Below are 19,570 nucleotides of genomic sequence, written 5' to 3' on the forward strand. Positions count from 1 at the left end.
GGATGAATCGGGCCGGCAAAACCTGACTCAAAAATCAGGTTTTTGCAAGCCTTCCTGTCGAAGCCTTGAAGCGAGGATGCCTGGCGAAGGTCGACAGGCATCTTGCGAGGGCTTTAGTTCGCGCCTTCCGGATCGCGCTTGCGCTTGTTGCCCATGCGCACGCCGATGTCCATGAGGAACTGGAAGAAGCCTTCCTGGTCCTCGAGCACATTGCTCCAGAACGGCGAGTGATACAGCGCCACGGCGCCATGGACCAAGGCCCAGGCCGCGCAATAATGGAAGTAAGGCGGTACGTCCTCGAGCTTGCCCTCGCTGATGCGCCCCTTGATCAATTGCGTGAGGCGGTCGAAGTTGGAGGCACGGATGCTGTGCAACTGCTCGACCATTTCCGGCACCTGGTTGCCCTTGACCACCTTTTCTTCCAGGCGGTCGAACAGCCGGTAACGCTGCGGGTCACGCATGCGGAACTCGAAGTAGGCGCGCGACAGGGCTTCCTTGTCGCGGTCGACGTCAGCCGAGTGCAGCAGCGCGTTCAGGTCGCGCTCGTAGTCGAGCATCAGGCGCAGGTAGATCTCCGCCTTGGACTTGAAGTGCTTGTAGATCGTGCCTTTGCCGATACCCACGGCGTCGGCGATCATCTCGACGGTGACACTGTCTTCACCTTGTTCGAGAAACAGCTTGAGCGCCGTGTCGAGGATCTCTTGTTCGCGACGGCGAAACTCACGGACCTTGCGAGGTTCTTTCTGCATAAGAAGGACTGGGATGACAATCGAAGCGGATTATTATGCCTAACTGGCGGCAAAATGCACGGATCTTCCAACCATGTCTGTGTTTCTTGATGAGTTCGAGCAGGCGCCGGGCCTGTGTTACCTGAACCACGCGGCAATAGCCCCCTGGCCACGCCGGGCCGCCGAGGCCGTGGCGAGCTTCGCCCGTGACAATGTACGCCTGGGTGCCAGCGCTTATCCGGCCTGGCTGGCCACCGAACGACGCCTGCGCGAACGCCTGGCACGCCTGCTCAATGCCCCCACCAGCGGCGATATCGCCCTGGTGGGCAACACCTCCCAGGCGCTGTCGCTGGTGGCGTTCGGCCTGGACTGGCAGCCCGGCGACCAGGTCGTCATCAGCGACGAGGAGTTCCCCTCCAACCGCGTGGTCTGGCAAGCGCTGGCCAACCATGGCGTCGAGGTCGTTGAGGCGAACCTGGCCGGCGCCGATCCGGAAGCGGCGCTGCTCGCCGCCTGCGGCCCACGGGCGCGACTGCTCTCGGTCAGCGCCGTGCAGTTCGCCAGCGGCTTGCGCCTGGACCTGGCGCGCCTCGGCGTCGCCTGCCGTCAGCGCGGCGTGCTGTTCTGCATAGACGCGATCCAGCAGGTGGGCGCCCTGCCCTTCGATGTACAGCGTTATCAGTGCGACTTCGCCATGGCCGACGGCCACAAGTGGATGCTCGGCCCAGAGGGGCTGGGCGTGTTCTATTGCCGTAGCGAACTGCGCAGGCAGTTGAAACTGCACGCCTACGGCTGGCACATGCTGGAACACCTCGGCGACTTCGAGCGCCGCGAGTGGCAACCGGCACGCAGCGCGCGGCGCTTCGAATGCGGCAGCCCGAACATGCTCGGCGCCTGCGCACTGGAAGCCAGCCTGTCACTGCTGGAAGACGTGGGCATGGCGCTGGTCGCCGAACAGTTGGAACTGCGGGTCGAGCAACTGCATCAAGGTTTACTGGCGATCCCCGGCGTGCAGGTGCACAGCCCTGCTGACCCTTCACGTCGGGCAGGGATAGTCAACTTCAGCATTGACGGCCAGGCCAACGTCGACATTTATCGAGCCCTGAGCAATAACGGGGTAATTTGCGCCCTGCGAGGCCCTGGCGTGCGATTTTCCCCACATTTCTATACTGACCAGCGCCTGATCGACGAAGTACTGTGCCAGATCCGCCAATTGGCAATGCATTGATCGCGCAAGGCGCTGCCTACGTATTCCAAATCTGTTTAAAAAACGATCAGCAGCCGCTGGCAGCACGCCAATCCTGGCCAATACTTGAAGTGTTGGCGCGGCACATCCCCCCAAGTGGCGCGCCGATAAAGGTGCCCAGGGACCGTGTACCTTTGTTTTACTCCTAATGGTCTTAACCCGGATTCCCCCCCCAGAACCCGGGTTTTTTTTGTCCGGGCCTCAAGCTTGGGGGGCTGCGCAGAGGCCTCAGGCCACCCGCGCCAGCGGGAACAAGCGCTTGAAATTCCCCGTGGTCTGCGCGGCCAATTGCTCGTAGCTCACACCGCGCAACGACGCCACGTACTCGGCCACTTCCCGCACATACTGCGGCAGGTTCGGTTTGCCGCGGTGCGGGATGGGCGCCAGGTACGGCGAGTCGGTTTCCACCAGCAGGCGGTCCACCGGCACCTGCCGGGCCACCTCGCGCAGGGCATCGGCATTGCGGAAGGTGACGATGCCGGACAACGAGATGTAATAGCCCAGGTCCAGCGCGGCCTTGGCCATCGGCCAGTCCTCGGTGAAGCAGTGCAGCACGCCGGCCTGGGGCAGGCTGGCCTCGCGCAGCAGCGCCAGGGTGTCCTCACGCGCCGCACGGGTATGCACGATGACCGGCTTGCCGGTCTGCCGGGAGGCTTCCAGGTGCAGGCGGAACGAAGCCTGCTGCAATTCGGCGGCTTCCGGCTCGTAGTGGTAATCCAGGCCCGTTTCGCCAATGGCCACCACGTGCGGGTGGGCCAGTTCACGCAACAGCCACTCCAGGGCCGGCGTCTCACCGGGCGCCAGGTCGAGCGGGTGCACGCCCACCGAGCAATCGACATCGGCGTAACGCTCGCTCAACGCCTTGACCGCACCGGCATTCTCGGCACTGACGCCAATGCACAGGAAATGCCCTACTCCACGCTCGCGGGCCGCCTGCAGGGCGGCGTCGAGGGAACCCTGATGGGCACTGAGATCGAGACGGTCGAGGTGGCAATGGGAATCTACGAGCATGGGAACACGACACACATTAGGAAACGGTGGGAATCAACGCATGCCCGGCAGCTGCACCCAGTGGGCGAGCAACGCTTCGAGCAGCAGTACACGATTGAGGTTGGCCTTGCCCAGCACCTTCTGGCGCTGCTCGAGAATCCACGCCTGGACCTCCAGCACCTTGGCCTGGCGGCTCTTCTGCGCCAGGTACTGCAACACCTTGCGCATATCGGGCAAGCCTAAACCCTCTTCGTCCTGGGTCAACTGATAACGCAGGATCAGGTGCGACCAGTCGCAGAACCAGTCGAACAGCAGCAACAGGGGCACCGCGTTCCAGGCTTCGGCCAGTTGGGTAGGCGACTGCTGCTGCTTGAGCAGCTTCTTCACCCCCTCGGTAACCAGCGCCCGTTGCTCACGCACGCCCTGGGCCTGCAGGCTGACCGCCATCAGCGGCGAACCCGCGGCCAGGGTCAGCAGCTCTTCGCGCTCCTGCTCATCGCTGCCTTCGAGCGCGCCGGCCAGCCAGGCGCGGCTCTGTTCCAGGCTTGGCTGCGGGCAGGCGACCTGCTGGCAGCGACTCTTGATGGTCGGCAGCAGGCGGCTGGGCTGATGGCTGACCAGCAACAGCACGGTGTCGCCGGAGGGCTCCTCCAGGCTTTTGAGCAAGGCGTTGGAGGCATTGATGTTCATCGCCTCCACCGGCTCGATCAGCACCACCTTGCGCCCACCCTGCTGGGCGGTCTGCACCACGAACGACACCAGTTCACGCACCTGGTCGATCTTGATCGGCTTGTCGGCCTCCTCCGGCTCCAGCACGAAGTTGTCCGGGTGGCTACCGGCCTTGAGCAACAGGCACGACTTGCACTGGCCGCAGGCATCCAGGCCCTCTGGCTGCTGGCACAACAGGCGCGCCATCAGGCGTTCGGCCAGGGCCCGTTTGCCGATGCCCTGGGGGCCGTGCAGCAGGTAGGCGTGGGCGTGCCGGGCACGCCCGGCCAATTGCAGCCAGAGCGCCTGCTGCCAGGGGTAGGCCTCAGCCACGGCAACGCTCCAGGATGCCCGGCACCAGGGCGTCGATGGCCTGCTGCACCGCGCTCAAGGGCTGCGCGGCGTCCAGCAGGCGATAGCGCTGTGGCTGCTGGCCTGCGCGCTGCAGGTAGGCCTGGCGCACCGCCTCGAAGAAAGCCTGGCCCTCCTGCTCGAAGCGATCCAGCCGGCCACGGGCCGCAGCACGGGCCAGACCGACCTCCACGGGCAAGTCGAAGACCAGGGTGAGGTCCGGGCGCAGCTCGCCCTGCACAAAGCTCTCCAGGATGGCGATGCGCTCTACCGAAAGACCGCGGCCGCCGCCCTGGTAGGCGTAGGTGGCGTCGGTGAACCGATCGCACAGCACCACGGCACCACGGGCCAGCGCCGGGCGGATCACTTCGGCCAGGTGCTGGGCGCGAGCGGCGAACATCAGCAGCAGCTCGGTGTCGACTGCCATGCGCTCCTCGCTCGGCGCCAGCAGCAGTTCGCGGATGCGCTCGGCCAACGGCGTGCCGCCGGGTTCGCGGGTCATGACCACATCGACGCCCTGCTCGCGCAGGCGCGCCGCCAGATACTCACGATTGGTGCTCTTGCCCGCGCCTTCGGGGCCTTCCAGGGTGATAAACAAGCCGCTCACGAGCGTTCCTTAGGGTCTACTGGCACCGACGTATCAGCCGGCGCGGATTCATCAGTGGGGGCCGGCGCGTCGCTTTCAGGTGCGGGCGCAGGGGCGGCGTCAGGCGTCGTCTGCGGTTCGGGCGTCGTCGGTTCTGCCTGCGGCGCAGGGCTCGAACGATAATCCGCCCGCCGCTTGATCTGGAACTCGCGCACCGCGCTGTTGTGATCGTCCAGGTCATCGGAGAACACATGGCTGCCGTCGCCACGGGCGACGAAGTACAAGCTCGAGCCATCGCTTGGGTTCAGCGCGGCGTGGATTGCCTCGCGCCCGACCATGGCGATCGGCGTCGGCGGCAGACCGGTCATGGTGTAGGTGTTGTAGGGGGTCGGCTCGCGCAGATCGGCGCGGGTGATTTTGCCGTTGTAGCGCTCGCCCATGCCGTAGATCACGGTCGGGTCGGTTTGCAACATCATGCCCAGGCGCATGCGCCGTACGAACACGCCAGCAATCTGTCCGCGCTCCTGGGGAATGCCGGTTTCCTTCTCCACCAGCGAGGCCATGATCAGCGCCTGGTACGGGTCGCGATACGGCAGGTCGGTGCTGCGCTCGGCCCACTCCTTGGCCAGCACTTCGTCCAGGCGCATGTAGGCCTGCTGCAACAACTCGACATCGCTCATGCCGCGCACGAAGCGATAGGTGTCAGGGAAGAAACGGCCCTCGGGGAACACGCCGGTATGGCCAAGCTTGTCCATCACCTCGGTATCGGACAGGCCTTCAAGAGTGTGCTTGAGCTTTTCATGCTTCGCCACCGCGGCGCGCACCTGGCGGAAGGTCCAGCCCTCGACCAGGGTGAGGTTGTACTGCACCACATCGCCACGCTTCCAGGCATCGAACAACTGTCCCACGGTCATGCCCGGGGTCAGGCGGTATTCACCGGTGTGCAACGCCGTGCCGGACATATTGAAACGCCAGTACAGGCGCAGCCACAGCGGGTCATCAAGCAGGCCTTCGCCCTGCATCCGGTAGAACATACGGTTTGGCGTCGTGCCATTGGGCACGTCGAGCATGCGCTCCTGTGCCACTTGCAGCGGCTGCTCCAGGACCGAGTTGACCTTCCAGGCAGCCCAGCCAAGTGCCAGGCCGGCGAGGATCAAGCTCATTTCCAGCAGCAGCAGGAATTTGCGTCTCACGAATCAGGTATCCAGTAACGTACGGGCAACGGCCTGCAGTTTACGGGTGAGCGGCCCTGCCGGCCAGTTCAGCGCGGCGAATTCACGCACGGGCCAGACGCCATAGACACTGTTGCAGAGGAATACTTCGTCAGCCTGCTGCAGCGCCTCGAACGGAAGGTCGCGCACCTGTGTGGGAATCCCCAGCAGCGCGGCCTGTTCCAGCAATGCCGCACGCATCACCCCGGCCACGCCACAACGGCTCAGGTCGGCGGTGAACAGTACGCCATCACGCACCAGGAACAGGTTGCTGTACACCCCTTCGATCACCCGCCCTTGGGCGTCACGCATCAAGCCTTCGGCAAACGCGCTGTCCTGCCATTCGGCACGGGCCAGTACCTGCTCGAGGCGGTTGAGGTGTTTGAGCCCGGCCAGCAGCGGTTGTTCCGCAAGGCGCGTCTCACAGGGGAACAGCCGCACGCCGAACTCGGCATGCTGCGTCGGATAGGCCGGCAAGGGGCCGCCTTGCAGGATACGCCGCGCCTGCGCCCCAGCCAGCGGGGCATAGCCGCGCTGGCTGTCGCCGCGGGTCAGGATCAGCTTGGCGACGCCTTCGCCCAGTTGCCGGGCGAATTGCAACAGTTCATTGCGAACCAGCGTCAGGTCGGCCTCGATCGCCAGGCGCTGGCAACCCAGCGCCAGGCGGTCGACATGCTGCGCGAGCAGGCTGGGCCTGCCGCCGCGCACGGCGATGGTCTCGAACAGACCATCGCCGTAGGCCAGGCCACGGTTCTGCAGATTGACCGCAGCCGCGTCCTGGCCATCGACCCAGCTGAGCATCAGCCGGCGAACCGGCGGAACACCAGCGAACCGTTGGTCCCGCCAAAGCCGAAGGAGTTGGACAGCACCACATCGATCGGCATGCTGCGCGCCTGGTGCGGCACGAAGTCCAGGTCGCAACCTTCGTCCGGTTCGTCCAGGTTGATGGTCGGCGGCGCCATCTGGCTGTTGATCGCCAGGACGCTGAAGATCGCCTCCACCGCACCGGCAGCGCCGAGCAGGTGGCCAGTCATCGACTTGGTCGAACTCACTGCCAGCTTGTAGGCATGCTCTCCGAACACCCGCTTGATCGCGGCCACTTCGGCCACGTCGCCAGCCGGCGTCGAGGTGCCGTGGGCGTTGATGTAGCTGACGTCCTCAGGCTGGATGCCAGCATCACGCAGGGCATTGGCCATGCAGCGAGCGGCGCCTTCGCCGGAATCGGGCGGCGAGGTCATGTGGTAGGCGTCACCGCTCATGCCGAAACCGACCAGCTCGGCGTAGATGGTTGCGCCGCGAGCCTTGGCATGCTCCAGCTCTTCGAGCACCAGGGCGCCGGCGCCATCGGACAGCACGAAGCCGTCACGGCCCTTGTCCCAGGGACGGCTGGCACGGGCCGGCTCGTCGTTGCGGGTGGACAGCGCACGGGAAGCACCGAAGCCGCCCATGCCCAGGCCGCAGGCGGCCATCTCGGCGCCACCGGCGATCATCACGTCGGCTTCGCCGTAGGCGATGTTGCGCGCGGCCATGCCGATGCAGTGGGTGCCTGTGGTGCAGGCAGTGGCGATTGCATAGTTCGGACCCTGCAGACCCAGGTGGATCGACAGGAAGCCGGAGATCATGTTGATGATCGAGCCCGGCACGAAGAACGGCGAAATCCGCCGCGGCCCCTGCTCATGCAGGGTACGGCTGGTTTCCTCGATGTTGGTCAGCCCGCCGATCCCCGAACCCATGGCCACGCCGATGCGCTCACGGTTGGCATCGGTGACTTCCAGCCCGGCATTGCGCACCGCCTGGAAGCCGGCCGCCAGGCCGTATTGAATGAACAGGTCGAGCTTGCGGGCCTCTTTGGCCGACAGGTACTGCTCGACTTCGAAGCCCTTCACCGAGCCGCCAAAACGGGTGGAGTAGGCAGACAGATCCGTATGCTCGATCGGACCAATGCCACTGCGGCCAGCCAGAATGCCCTGCCAGGTGCTCGGTACATCGGTACCCAGTGGCGACAGCATACCCATACCAGTGACCACGACGCGTCTACGCGACACAGTACTCTCCTCATTTCCAAATAACAGAGTCTCTTGCCAGTGCACTTGCCATGGCGAATGGAATGGCAGCAAACCCCGGCTCTCGCAAAGAAAAAACCGCACGCCGGCAAAGGCAGTGCGGTTTTTCCCGACAAGAAGCGTCGACTACAGCGTCTTAGGCCTGGTGGGCGTTGACGTAGTCGATAGCAGCTTGAACGGTAGTGATCTTCTCGGCTTCTTCGTCAGGGATTTCGGTCTCGAATTCCTCTTCCAGAGCCATCACCAGCTCAACAGTGTCAAGCGAATCGGCACCCAGGTCCTCAACGAAGGAAGATTCGTTCTTGACTTCCTCAGCCTTGACGCCCAGTTGCTCGGCGACGATTTTCTTGACGCGTTCTTCGATGGTGCTCATACCTAGTTTTCACTCCTAATGGACATATGTCAGGCAGCTGGCCGGTGACCAAGTTTATAGGAAGACGCCTGCTTTTCAAGCGTAACGCGCCTTCCACCAAGTCACCGGGCCCTCTGCCCGGAATCTGGTTGCAGCTTTATAACGGATTTTAGGCTCGGAGTATGACTCTTTTTTGAAGCAATCCGTCACATTGAGTTGCGGTTTTACATGTACATCCCGCCGTTCACCGGCACGGTGGCGCCGGTGACATAGGCTGCGCCGTCGGAAGCCAGGAAGGAAACCACTTTCGCGATCTCCTCGGCCTGGCCCAGGCGGCCCAGCGGAATTTCCTTCTGCAGGGCCTCGCGCTGCGCTTCTGGCAGCTCACGGGTCATGTCGGTGTCGATGAAGCCCGGGGTCACCGAGTTGACGGTGATGCCACGCGAGCCCACTTCACGAGCCAGGGCCCGGCTGAAGCCTTCCAGGCCGGCCTTGGCGGCGGCGTAGTTGGCCTGGCCGGCGTTGCCCATGGCACCCACCACCGAACCGATGCTGATGATACGACCCCAACGCGCCTTGGTCATGCCGCGCAGCACGCCCTTGGACAGACGGTAGAGGCTGTTGAGGTTGGTGTCGATCACATCGAACCACTCATCATCCTTCATGCGCAGCATCAGGTTATCGCGGGTGATACCGGCGTTGTTGACCAGGATGGCCGGCGCGCCGAACTGCTCGCCGATGGCGCCCAGCACTGCGTCCACGGACTCGGCGCTGGTGACGTTCAGCTCAAGGCCGGTGCCGTTGATGCCGTGCTCCTTCAGGGTGGCGGCGATACGCTCGGCACCAGAAGCGGTGGTGGCGGTACCGATCACGGTCGCGCCCTGGCGGCCCAGCTCGAGGGCGATGGCCTGGCCGATACCACGGCTGGCGCCGGTGACCAGTGCAACTTTACCTTGCAGGCTCATGCAAGCTTCTCCGAATTCAGGCCAGCGCCGCACGGGTGGCGGCGACGGCGTCTGGGGTATTGAGGTTGTAGGTGGTCACGCCGTCGGCGCAACGCTTGTTCAGGCCAGCCAGGACCTTGCCCGGGCCGCATTCGACCAGGTTCACCGCACCGCGCTCGGCCAGCGCCTGCACGCACTCGACCCAGCGTACCGGCTGGTAGAGCTGCGCCAGCAGGTCCTGTTTGAGGGCATCGAGGTCGGCGGCGATGGCCGCGGTGACGTTCTGCACCACCGGGATCTGCGGCGCTTTCCATTCGATGGCATTGACGGCCTCGGCGAAACGCTCGGCGGCCGGCTTCATCAGGGCGCAGTGCGATGGCACGCTGACCGCCAATGGCAGGGCACGCTTGGCGCCCTTGGCCTTGCACAGCTCGATGGCACGATCGACCGCAGCCTTGTTGCCGGCGATGACAACCTGGCCCGGCGAGTTGAAATTCACCGCGCTGACCACTTCGTCTTCGGCGGCTTCGGCGCAAATCTCGACCACCACAGCGTCGTCCAGGCCAAGGATGGCGGCCATGGCACCATGGCCGGCGGGTACGGCTTCCTGCATGAGCTGGCCGCGGCGCTCGACCAGGCGTACGGCATCTTTCAGCGACAGGCTGCCGGCAGCGACCAGGGCGCTGTATTCACCCAGGCTGTGCCCGGCGACGAAAGCCGGCTGCGCGCCACCCTCCTCCAGCCACAGGCGCCACAAGGCGATGGAGGCGGTCAGGATGGCCGGCTGGGTCTTGTCGGTCTGGTTGAGTTGTTCTTCCGGGCCTTCCTGGACCAGTTTCCACAGGTCGTAGCCCAGGGCCTCGGACGCTTCCTTGAAGGTCTCGACGATTACCGGTTTTTCGGCGCCCAGCTCTTTGAGCATGCCCAGCGACTGGGAACCTTGACCAGGAAAGACGAATGCGAGGGATGCAGACATTGAACAAGCCCTTATGATCTTGTCGTCGGATAGGGTGCGCCAGGCCGCGGGCCAGACGCGCAATCTGAAAGCTTGGATGGAGCGGCGGACCAAGCGGTCACATTTAAGCACTTCATGGGCGGTATGCCCAAAAGCTTTGCATTTCCAGTAATGACCTCATCGCGCAGCTCAGGGCAACAAGTCTTCGAGACGCCCGTGCAGGCGCTGCGGCAGGTTTTCCTGGATCTCGATCAGCGCTCGCTGGATCGCGCTCTGCAAACCCTGCACGCCCGCCGAGCCATGGCTCTTGATGACGATGCCCTGCAACCCCAGGAAACTCGCACCATTGTGCCGCGCAGGCGCAAGGTCGGCCTGCAGGCGCTTGAGCAGCGGCATGGCCAGGGCACCTGCGGCTCGCGCCAACACCCCGCCACGGAACAGCGCCTCGATGCGGGCACCGATCATGGTCGCCAGACCCTCGCTGGACTTGAGCAGGATATTGCCGACGAAACCATCGCACACCACCACGTCCGCCTCGCCCCGGTACAACCCGTCACCCTCGACGAAGCCGATGTAGTTCAGCCCCCGGGCGTTCTGCAACAGGCTGGCGGCCAGCTTGACCTGCTGGTTGCCCTTGATGTCCTCGGTACCGATATTGAGCAGCGCCACCCGCGGCCGATGCACGCCCAGAGCCTGGGCGGCCACCGAGCCCATCACGGCGAACTGGTAGAGGTTTTCCGCGCTGCAATCGACGTTGGCGCCGAGATCAAGCAACTGGCAGTAGCCGGCCTGGGTCGGGATCGCCGCCACCATCGCCGGACGATCAATACCGGGCAAGGTCTTGAGCACAAAGCGCGACAAGGCCATGAGCGCGCCGGTATTGCCGGCACTTACGCAGGCCTGGGCCTTGCCATCACGCACCAGTTCGAGGGCGATGCGCATCGACGAGTCCGGCTTGCCCCGCAACGCCTGCGATGGCCGCTCGTCCATGCCGATCACTTCGCTGGCCGCGACAATCTGCAGGCGTGCGCGATCCGCAGCCGCTAGGCCGCCGACAAGATCTTCAAGGAGGGAGGGTTGACCGACGAGGGTCAGGTGCAGCGAGGGGGTAGCCGATAGGCAGGCAATGCTAGCCTGGACAATGCTGCGGGGACCGAAGTCCCCGCCCATTGCGTCGATCGCGATGATCTGAGCGGACAAGGATTACTCGTCAGCGCCCTTGTCGATCACTTTGCGACCACGGTATACGCCTTCTGGCGAAACGTGGTGACGCAGGTGTACTTCACCGGTGCTCTTCTCTACCGACAGAGCTTCTGCCGACAGGGCGTCGTGCGAACGGCGCATGTCACGGGCAGAGCGGGATTTTTTGTTCTGCTGAACAGCCATAATTGATTAACTCCTAAACGTTTGGGTCACGCTTTAACTGCGCCAATACACTGAACGGGTTGGACCGCGATACCTCGTCCTTGCTCGGCTCGGGCTCATCGAGTCCCGCCGGCTGCTGGCATTCTTCCGGATGATGAGCAGGCACGATTGGCAGGGCAAGCAAAAGCTCTTCCTCGACCAGTGCCTGCAGATCCAATGGATCTTCGCCCAGTTCCAGCACGTCATAGCCTTTCGGCAACGACTGGGTGTTCGCACCCTCCTTCACCACAGCGTACGTACATTCGCTATGGATCGGCAGGGTGACCAGCTCAAGACAACGCTGGCAAACCATCTTGACTTCGACATCCAGCGCGCTGTGGATAACCACCACGTGCTGTTCATCTCGTTCAAAATCGAACTTCGCCTGCACCGTACCGACATTGTCGGAAAGCGGGTCGCAGAGTCTTTCCAAATCAGCGAGTTGCAGCGAACCTTCGAGGGTTACGCCACGATCAGCCAATTTGCGCGGGTCAACGTGAGGTGGAATCGGGTCATTCAACATAGGCGCAGCATTCTAGGGATGCACCCCCTCCCTGTCAAAGGAAATTAGGTGCCATCTCGCATGTTAGAATTCGGGGCAATTGCCCAGGAGTCTACCATGCTTCCCTTGTTACTGGCTTCCAGCTCGCCCTACCGCCGCGAACTGCTCACCCGCCTGCGCCTGCCCTTCACCTGGGCGAGCCCCGACCTTGACGAACGGCGCCTCGATGGCGAGCCCGCCGTCGAGCTGGTGCGCCGCCTGGCCCGACAGAAGGCCGAAGCCCTGGCCGCCAGTCACCCCGATCACCTGATCATCGGCTCCGACCAGGTGGCGGTACTGGGCGAGCAGATCCTCGGCAAGCCCCACACCTTCGAACGCGCCTGCGAGCAGTTGCTGGAGGCCAGCGGGCAGCAGGTCACCTTCCTCACCGGGCTGGCACTGCTGAACAGCGCCACCGGCCACTGCCAGGTCGATTGCGTGCCGTTTACCGTGACGATGCGCGAGCTGGATCGAGAGCGCGTGGAGCGCTACGTGACGGCCGAGCAGCCACTGGACTGCGCCGGCAGCTTCAAGGCGGAGGGCTTGGGGGTCAGCCTGTTCCAGAGCACCCATGGCTGCGACGCCACGAGCCTGATCGGGCTGCCGCTGATTCGGCTGGTGGACATGCTGCACAAGGAAGGCGTGCAGGTGCCTTGAGAGACTGGGGCCGCTTCGCCGCGGTTCGTCGCTACGACAAGCCGGCTCCCACAGGATGCGGCGTAATTTGTGGGAGCCGGCTTGCCGGCGAAAGGGCCGCGAAGCGGCCCCAATCGACTTCAGATCAACGCAGCGAAGGCCCCTGGAAGCCCATATACAGCGCCATGCGCTCCGCCACACTGGCACCGATGCGCTTGGAGAAACGATCGAACGGCGACTCCTGCACAGTGAAGTCCACCAGTTCCTTCTCGCCGACGATTTCGCGGGCGACATAGCTGGCACTGCCCAGCCCGTCCACCAGCCCCAACTCCTTGGCCTGCTCGCCCGACCAGATCAACCCGCTGAACAGCTCAGGGTGATCCTTGTCCTTCAGGCGCTCGCCACGCCCCTGCTTGACCATGGCGATAAACTGGCGGTGCGTGGTATCCAGCACACCCTGCCAGAACGCGGTTTCTTCCGGCTTCTGTGGCGAGAACGGATCAAGGAAGGCCTTGTGTTCGCCCGCCGTGTAGGTGCGCCGCTCCACGCCCAGCTTGTCCATGGTGCCGACAAAGCCGTAGCCCGCCGCAGTGACGCCGATGGAGCCGACCAGGCTGGCCTTGTCGGCATAGATCTCGTCGGCGGCGCTGGCAATGTAGTAGGCGCCGGAGGCCCCCAGGTCGGCGATCACCGCGTACAGCTTGATGGCCGGATATTCGGCGCGCAGACGACGGATCTCGTCGTACACATAACCCGCCTGCACCGGGCTGCCGCCCGGGCTGTTGACGCGCATGACCACGGCTTTGGTCTTCGGATCCTTGAACGCCTCGCGCAGACTCTTGACGATATTGTCGGCGCTGGCAGGCTCCTGATCGGCGATCACCCCGCGCACCTCGACCAGCGCGGTATGGCTGCCGCTGCGCGAGGCAGCCTTGTCCACATCCATCAATGGCGTGAACAGGAACAGGATGCCGAACAGGTAAACGAAGGTCAGCAGCTTGAAGAAGATCCCCCAGCGCCGCGCCCGACGCTGCTCCTGGACACCCGCCAGCAAGGTCTTCTCCAGCAGCTTCCAGCTCTTGCGCTCCTCGCCAGCCTCATCGGCCTCGGGCGCCTTCCACTCGTCAGTCATGCTCACCTACCTTGGAAATTGATCTGCGCAGGCTCGGCCAGCCATTCGCGCAACTGGGAAAAATGCTCGATGCACACTTGCGGGCCAAATTCGGCCAGGGCCTGCAGCGACATGGCGCCATAGCCCACGGCGACCGAATGCATGCCGGCATTGCTGGCCATCTGCAGGTCGAACGCCGAATCTCCGACCATCAGCGCCCGCCCGGGTTCGACCTGGCAGTGGGCGAGAATCTCCTCGAGCATCAGCGGATGCGGTTTGCCGCGGGTTTCGTCGGCCGCCCGGGTAATGTCGAAGTAGCTTTCCCAGCCATTGGCCTTGAGCACCCGATCCAGACCGCGTCGCGCCTTGCCGGTGGCCACCGCCAGACGATACCCCTCGGCACGGAACGCTTCCAGCGACTCGACCACACCGTCGAACAGTGGCGACGGCTGTTGATCCAGCGCCATGTAGACATCGGCATAATGCTGGCGGAATGTTTCCACCTGCGGCAGCTCAAGATGCGGATACAGGGTGGCGATCGCCTCCCCCAGCGCCAGGCCAATGATGCCCTTGATCGCCTCGTCGCTGCTGGCGGCCTCCCCGGCACGCCCGGCGGCCACGTTCATGGCCTCGACAATGCGTCCGATGGAATCGGCCAGCGTGCCATCCCAGTCGAAGACCAGCAGGTCATAACTTTTATTCATGGCTCAGGACGCCAACCGCTCGATAGTCTTGGCCCACATCTCGTCCACCGGCGCCTCGAGCTTGAGCTCGCCGCCGTCGGGCAGCGGCACGGTCAACTGGTAGGCATGCAGGAACAGGCGCTTGCCACCCAGGTCGCGAATCTCGCGACTGAAGTCTTCATCGCCGTACTTGCTGTCGCCGGCGATCATGTGCCCGGCATGCAAGGTGTGCACGCGGATCTGATGGGTACGGCCGGTGATCGGCCGCGCCTCGACAATCGTGGCGAATTCGCCGAAGCGGCGCAGCACGCGGAACAGCGTCAGCGCCTCCTTGCCCTCGTCATTGACCTCGACCATGCGTTCGCCGGAGCGCAGGTTGCTCTTCTGCAGCGGCGCATTGACCTGTTTCTTCGAGGTCGGCCAATGGCCGCGCACCAGCGCCATGTAGCGCTTGTCCACGCCATCGCCGCGCAACGCGGCATGCAGGTGGCGCAGCATGCTGCGCTTCTTGGCGATCATCAACAGGCCCGAGGTGTCGCGGTCCAGGCGGTGCACCAGCTCCAGCTCCTTGGCGTCGGGGCGCAACTGGCGCAGTGCCTCGATCACCCCGAAGCTCAGGCCGCTGCCGCCATGCACGGCAATGCCGGCCGGCTTGTTCATCACGATCAGCGCCTTGTCTTCATAGACGATGGCGGCTTCCAGGCGCTGCAACAGCCCCTGGGCCACGGGCGCGGGTTCGTCACGCTCTGGCAGGCGCACCGGCGGCACCCGCACGATATCGCCGGCCTGCAGCTTGTACTCAGGCTTGATCCGGCCCTTGTTGACCCGCACCTCGCCCTTGCGCAGGATGCGGTAGACCAGCGTCTTGGGCACGCCCTTGAGCGCGGTGATGAGGAAATTGTCGATGCGTTGGCCGGCAAGCTCCGGCGCGACTTCGATCAGCTGAACGCCGGAAGTCGGAGGGGTATTGGTCGTCATGGCGGGATCATAACAATTTTTTATGGAATTGAAGCACTTAATCATAACTGCTATAGTCGCGAACGCCGCCAAAAGCGGCAGGCCAGCGGCATCAGGCTCTACGCCGGCCCTGACCATCGCAATTCCGAGGACGCGAGGCCGTCCTACGGAGCGTTCGCCAGTTTAACTAAATGCCTGGAATCGCCACCAGCGCTGTGTAGAGAAGACCGGAAAAAAACGACAAGTGCGGTGTTTCACCTGCTTACCCGCTTCTTTTCGCCGTACCTCTGCCCGCCACCGTCGTTTCCGCGCATTCGGGCGAATGCTTCGGAAATACCTGCCTTGGATATGTCATGGCGCCAGCCCGGTACCGGGCTGGCGAAAAATGCAACCCGTTGCGGATTCAGCGCGCGGCAGCACCGAATTTTCAGGGATACGTGCAGGGTGGAGATGCACAGCCTTCGGACCGTGTGGCACCGAACCCGACCCCACCGCCCCACTCAACGGGCGATGAGCGGGCAAGGTCCTGAACAGACGCCCTCGTGGCATCCACGGACGACCGGTTGATTCCTCCTCCTGACTGAGTGCACCAGGCCCGCTCGATTGATTCGGATAACCTTCGAAAAGCTCGGCAGGCCTTTTGGCACCACAAAACAGGACGCGTCGTCGCGACAACGGCAGGCTGGGCAACCGGCTGGTGCCGAACGTCGTCAGACACGGGGGTGGCTCGCCACCCTTTGCGCACCTTGGCACCGATCATGAAAAGTCGCGTGTGCCGAACGCCGTTTCCGGCAGCCCGGAAACCGACGGTACAACATGAAAAGAATGCTGATTAACGCAACTCAACCCGAAGAGTTGCGTGTAGCCCTGGTGGACGGCCAACGCCTCTACGACCTGGACATCGAGTCCGGTGCCCGTGAGCAGAAAAAGGCCAACATCTACAAAGGCAAGATCACCCGGATCGAGCCCAGCCTTGAAGCCGCCTTCGTCGACTTCGGCTCCGAACGTCACGGCTTCCTGCCGCTGAAGGAAATCTCCCGCGAATACTTCAAGAAAGCCCCTGAAGGCCGGGTCAACATCAAGGAAGTCCTGAGCGAAGGCCAGGAAGTCATTGTCCAGGTCGAGAAGGAAGAGCGCGGCAACAAAGGCGCCGCCCTGACTACCTTCATCAGCCTGGCCGGCCGCTACCTGGTGCTGATGCCCAACAACCCGCGCGCTGGCGGCATCTCCCGCCGCATCGAAGGCGAAGAGCGCAACGAGCTGCGTGAAGCGCTGAACGGCCTGACCGTTCCGGGCGACATGGGCCTGATCGTGCGCACCGCGGGCCTGGGCCGCAGCAGCGAAGAAATGCAGTGGGACCTCGACTACCTGCTGCAGCTGTGGACCGCCATCAAGGAAGCCTCGCTGGACCGTACCGCGCCGTTCCTGATCTACCAGGAAAGCAACGTCATCATCCGCGCCATCCGCGACTACCTGCGCCAGGACATCGGCGAAGTGCTGATCGACAGCATCGACGCCCAGGAAGAAGCCCTGACCTTCATCCGCCAGGTGATGCCGCAGTACGCCAGCAAGGTCAAGCTGTACGAAGACAGCGTGCCGCTGTTCAACCGCTTCCAGATCGAAAGCCAGATCGAAACCGCCTTCCAGCGCGTGGTCGACCTGCCGTCCGGCGGCTCGATCGTGATCGACCCGACCGAAGCCCTGGTGTCCATCGACATCAACTCGGCGCGCGCCACCAAAGGCAGCGACATCGAGGAAACCGCCCTGCAGACCAACCTGGAAGCGGCCGAGGAAATCGCCCGCCAGCTGCGTCTGCGTGACATCGGTGGCCTGATCGTCATCGACTTCATCGACATGACCCCGGCGAAGAACCAGCGCGCCGTCGAAGAGCGCGTGCGCGAATGCCTCGAGGCCGACCGCGCCCGTGTGCAGGTCGGCCGCATCTCGCGCTTCGGCCTGCTGGAAATGTCCCGCCAGCGCCTGCGCCCATCGCTGGGCGAGAGCAGCGGCATCGTCTGCCCGCGCTGCTCGGGCACCGGCATCATCCGTGACGTCGAGTCGCTGTCGCTGGCGATCCTGCGCCTGATCGAGGAAGAAGCCCTGAAGGACCGCACCGCCGAGGTGCGCGCCCAGGTGCCGATCCCGGTGGCCGCTTTCCTGCTCAACGAGAAACGCAACTCGATCACCAAGATCGAACTGCGTACTCGCGCGCGCATCATCATCCTGCCGAACGATCACCTGGAAACCCCGCACTTCGAAGTCCAGCGCCTGCGCGACGACAACCCGGACGTGCTGAACAACCAGTCCAGCTACGAAATCGCCTCGGCCGAGACCGAAGAAGCACCGCTGCCGACCGCCACCCGCACCCTGGTACGCCAGGAAGCCGCGGTGAAGACCGCGCCGGCCCGCGCCAACGCACCGGTACCAACCGCCGTCGAAGAACAGCCAGCCGCACCCGCGGCGCCTGCGCCGAGCGTACCGGAGCCAAGCCTGTTCAAGGGCCTGGTCAAGTCGCTGGTCAGCCTGTTCGCCGGCAAGGAAGAGCCTGCCGCCGCGCCGGCTGTCACCACCGAAAAACCGGCTACCGAGCGTTCGCCACGCAACGAAGAGCGCCGCAACGGTCGCCAGCAGAGCCGCAACCGCAATGGCCGCCGCGAGGAAGACCGCAAGCCGCGTGAAGAACGCAGCGAGCGCGCCCCGCGTGAAGAGCGTCAGCCACGCGAAGAACGTGCACCGCGTGAAGAACGCGCCCCACGCGAAGAGCGTCAGCGCCAGCCGCGCGAAGACCGCCGTGGCAACCGCGAAGAGCGCGTGCGCGAATTGCGCGAGCCGCTGGACGCCGCACCGGCCCCGGCCGCCCGCGAAGAACGCGCCCCACGTGAAGAGCGTGCGCCACGCGAGGAACGTGTAGCCCGTGAAGAGCGTGCACCACGTGAAGAACGTGCCCCTCGCGAAGAGCGCGCGCTGCGTGAAGAACGCGCACCACGTGAAGAGCGTGCCCCGCGTGAAGAACGCGCACCACGTGAAGAGCGTGCACCGCGTGAAGAACGCGCCCCTCGTGAAGAGCGTGCGCCACGTGAAGAACGCGCTCCGCGTGAAGAACGCGCTCCGCGTGAAGAGCGCCAGCTGCGCCCTGAGGCGCAGGCCGTCGAACAGGCCGCCGAGCTCGCCGAAGAGCAACTGCCGAACGACGAACTGCTGCAGGACGAACAGGAAGGCACCGATGGCGAGCGTCCGCGCCGCCGTTCCCGTGGCCAGCGTCGTCGCAGCAACCGTCGTGAGCGCCAGCGCAACGCCAATGGCGAGTTGATCGAGGGCGACGAAGACGCCGGCGAAGAGCAGCAGCCACAACAGCACCAGGCCACCGAGCTGGGCGCTGAACTGGCCGCCGGCACTGCCGTCATCGCCGCCGTGGCCACCAGCAACATCAGCGCCGATGCCGAAGCCCAAGCCAACCAGCAGGCCGAGCGAGCCAGCGCCGCTGTCGCCGAAACCCAGGTGGAAATCACCGAGGTCGTGGCCGAACAGGTCGCCATCGCCCCGGTGGTCGAGCAACCGGTCAGCGAGCCAGTGGTCGCCGTTGAGCCGAGCATCGAACCGGTAGTCGAAGTAGCGCCGCAGCCAGTGGTCGAAGAAGCCCCTGCCGAGCAGCCTGCCGTCGTCGCCGAGGCGGTGCAAGCCCCTGCCGTGGAAGCCGGTGAAATCGAGCAGCCGCAGGTAGTCGAAGCCACCGTGGTCGAAGCCCCGGTAGCCGAGCAGCCTGTAGCGGTCGTCGAGCCAGTGGTCGAGGCCCAGCCGGAAGTGGCTGAAGCACCTGCCGCCGAGCCTGCGCCGATCGTTGCCGAGCAGGCGCCCGTGGAAGCACCGGCCCCGGTCGAAGCGCCTTCGGCGATGCTGGCCAACGGCCGCGCCCCGAACGACCCACGTGAAGTGCGTCGCCGCAAGCGTGAAGCCGAAGCAGCCGCCGCCGCTGCCGCCCAGGCCGCTGCCGAAGCCGCCCCTGCTGAAGCGCTGGAGACCGCCGATGAGCACAAGCCTCATCACGGTTGATAGCCTCGGCTGAATGAAAAAGCCCCGCCAGTGCGAACTGGCGGGGCTTTTTCT

General features: G+C 64.3%; 19 protein-coding genes. 3 read left to right on the forward strand and 16 right to left on the reverse strand.

Annotated elements, in window-relative coordinates:
• Window positions 1–113: 113 nt before the first annotated feature.
• The gene (locus LOY42_RS18375; RefSeq protein ID WP_023630645.1) at window positions 114–749 is read right to left on the reverse strand and encodes a TetR/AcrR family transcriptional regulator; all 636 of its coding nucleotides are present in this window, start codon (window positions 747–749) and stop codon (window positions 114–116) included.
• A 73-nt stretch (window positions 750–822) separates the two neighbouring features.
• On the opposite strand from LOY42_RS18375, the gene LOY42_RS18380 reads away from it, so the two are divergent.
• On the forward strand, window positions 823–1,956 hold the full coding sequence (locus tag LOY42_RS18380; protein WP_139672616.1) for an aminotransferase class V-fold PLP-dependent enzyme: 1,134 nt from the start codon (window positions 823–825) through the stop codon (window positions 1,954–1,956).
• Window positions 1,957–2,202: 246 nt separating this feature from the next.
• Here the strand turns inward: LOY42_RS18380 and LOY42_RS18385 are convergent, their stop codons facing one another.
• From LOY42_RS18385 to LOY42_RS18440, 12 genes are all read right to left on the reverse strand, one after another.
• Window positions 2,203–2,985 (reverse strand): TatD family hydrolase, encoded by a 783-nt coding sequence (locus tag LOY42_RS18385; RefSeq protein WP_102683581.1) that lies wholly within the window; start codon window positions 2,983–2,985, stop codon window positions 2,203–2,205.
• A gap of 33 nt (window positions 2,986–3,018) precedes the next feature.
• Window positions 3,019–4,005, reverse strand: coding sequence for a DNA polymerase III subunit delta' (locus tag LOY42_RS18390; protein WP_139672619.1), 987 nt, complete (start codon window positions 4,003–4,005; stop codon window positions 3,019–3,021).
• On the reverse strand, window positions 3,998–4,630 hold the full coding sequence (tmk, locus tag LOY42_RS18395) for a dTMP kinase (protein WP_139672622.1): 633 nt from the start codon (window positions 4,628–4,630) through the stop codon (window positions 3,998–4,000). The genes LOY42_RS18390 and tmk overlap by 8 nt, the downstream gene beginning before the upstream one ends.
• Window positions 4,627–5,802, reverse strand: coding sequence for an endolytic transglycosylase MltG (gene mltG / locus LOY42_RS18400; RefSeq protein WP_139672625.1), 1,176 nt, complete (start codon window positions 5,800–5,802; stop codon window positions 4,627–4,629). Before mltG ends, tmk begins: the two co-directional genes overlap by 4 nt.
• Window positions 5,803–5,805: 3 nt before the next feature.
• Window positions 5,806–6,621: an aminodeoxychorismate lyase gene (gene pabC / locus LOY42_RS18405; protein WP_139672629.1), complete on the reverse strand. Its 816-nt coding sequence runs from the start codon at window positions 6,619–6,621 to the stop codon at window positions 5,806–5,808.
• Window positions 6,621–7,865, reverse strand: coding sequence for a beta-ketoacyl-ACP synthase II (gene fabF, locus LOY42_RS18410; RefSeq protein ID WP_102683587.1), 1,245 nt, complete (start codon window positions 7,863–7,865; stop codon window positions 6,621–6,623). The genes pabC and fabF overlap by 1 nt, the downstream gene beginning before the upstream one ends.
• A 154-nt stretch (window positions 7,866–8,019) precedes the next feature.
• Window positions 8,020–8,256, reverse strand: coding sequence for an acyl carrier protein (gene acpP, locus LOY42_RS18415; RefSeq protein WP_046856533.1), 237 nt, complete (start codon window positions 8,254–8,256; stop codon window positions 8,020–8,022).
• A gap of 203 nt (window positions 8,257–8,459) precedes the next feature.
• Window positions 8,460–9,200 (reverse strand): 3-oxoacyl-ACP reductase FabG, encoded by a 741-nt coding sequence (gene fabG / locus LOY42_RS18420; protein WP_023630496.1) that lies wholly within the window; start codon window positions 9,198–9,200, stop codon window positions 8,460–8,462.
• Window positions 9,201–9,216: 16 nt separating this feature from the next.
• Complete coding sequence (gene fabD / locus LOY42_RS18425; RefSeq protein WP_139672631.1) at window positions 9,217–10,155, reverse strand: ACP S-malonyltransferase; 939 nt, start codon at window positions 10,153–10,155, stop codon at window positions 9,217–9,219.
• A 168-nt stretch (window positions 10,156–10,323) separates the two neighbouring features.
• On the reverse strand, window positions 10,324–11,334 hold the full coding sequence (gene plsX, locus LOY42_RS18430) for a phosphate acyltransferase PlsX (protein ID WP_102683589.1): 1,011 nt from the start codon (window positions 11,332–11,334) through the stop codon (window positions 10,324–10,326).
• A 3-nt stretch (window positions 11,335–11,337) separates the two neighbouring features.
• On the reverse strand, window positions 11,338–11,520 hold the full coding sequence (rpmF, locus tag LOY42_RS18435; protein ID WP_028690987.1) for a 50S ribosomal protein L32: 183 nt from the start codon (window positions 11,518–11,520) through the stop codon (window positions 11,338–11,340).
• Between the two features lie 13 nt (window positions 11,521–11,533).
• Window positions 11,534–12,061 (reverse strand): YceD family protein, encoded by a 528-nt coding sequence (locus LOY42_RS18440; RefSeq protein ID WP_023630499.1) that lies wholly within the window; start codon window positions 12,059–12,061, stop codon window positions 11,534–11,536.
• Between the two features lie 96 nt (window positions 12,062–12,157).
• Here LOY42_RS18440 and LOY42_RS18445 point away from each other — a divergent pair, with 96 nt between their 5' ends.
• On the forward strand, window positions 12,158–12,736 hold the full coding sequence (locus LOY42_RS18445; protein WP_258598729.1) for a nucleoside triphosphate pyrophosphatase: 579 nt from the start codon (window positions 12,158–12,160) through the stop codon (window positions 12,734–12,736).
• 124 nt (window positions 12,737–12,860) lie between these two features.
• Here LOY42_RS18445 and LOY42_RS18450 read toward each other — a convergent pair whose 3' ends face one another.
• The 3 genes from LOY42_RS18450 to rluC are packed head-to-tail and all read right to left on the reverse strand — an operon-like array spanning window position 12,861 to window position 15,487.
• Window positions 12,861–13,847: a S49 family peptidase gene (locus LOY42_RS18450; protein WP_139672636.1), complete on the reverse strand. Its 987-nt coding sequence runs from the start codon at window positions 13,845–13,847 to the stop codon at window positions 12,861–12,863.
• A 2-nt stretch (window positions 13,848–13,849) separates the two neighbouring features.
• Window positions 13,850–14,530: an HAD family hydrolase gene (locus LOY42_RS18455; RefSeq protein WP_110703908.1), complete on the reverse strand. Its 681-nt coding sequence runs from the start codon at window positions 14,528–14,530 to the stop codon at window positions 13,850–13,852.
• A 3-nt stretch (window positions 14,531–14,533) separates the two neighbouring features.
• Entirely contained in the window at window positions 14,534–15,487 is a 954-nt protein-coding gene (gene rluC, locus LOY42_RS18460) for a 23S rRNA pseudouridine(955/2504/2580) synthase RluC (protein WP_102683593.1), read from the reverse strand.
• A gap of 795 nt (window positions 15,488–16,282) precedes the next feature.
• Here rluC and rne point away from each other — a divergent pair.
• Entirely contained in the window at window positions 16,283–19,516 is a 3,234-nt protein-coding gene (gene rne / locus LOY42_RS18465; RefSeq protein ID WP_258598733.1) for a ribonuclease E, read from the forward strand.
• Window positions 19,517–19,570: the final 54 nt, after the last annotated feature.

This window comes from Pseudomonas sp. B21-023, assembly GCF_024749165.1.
In the GTDB taxonomy this organism is placed as follows: Bacteria; Pseudomonadota; Gammaproteobacteria; order Pseudomonadales; family Pseudomonadaceae; genus Aquipseudomonas.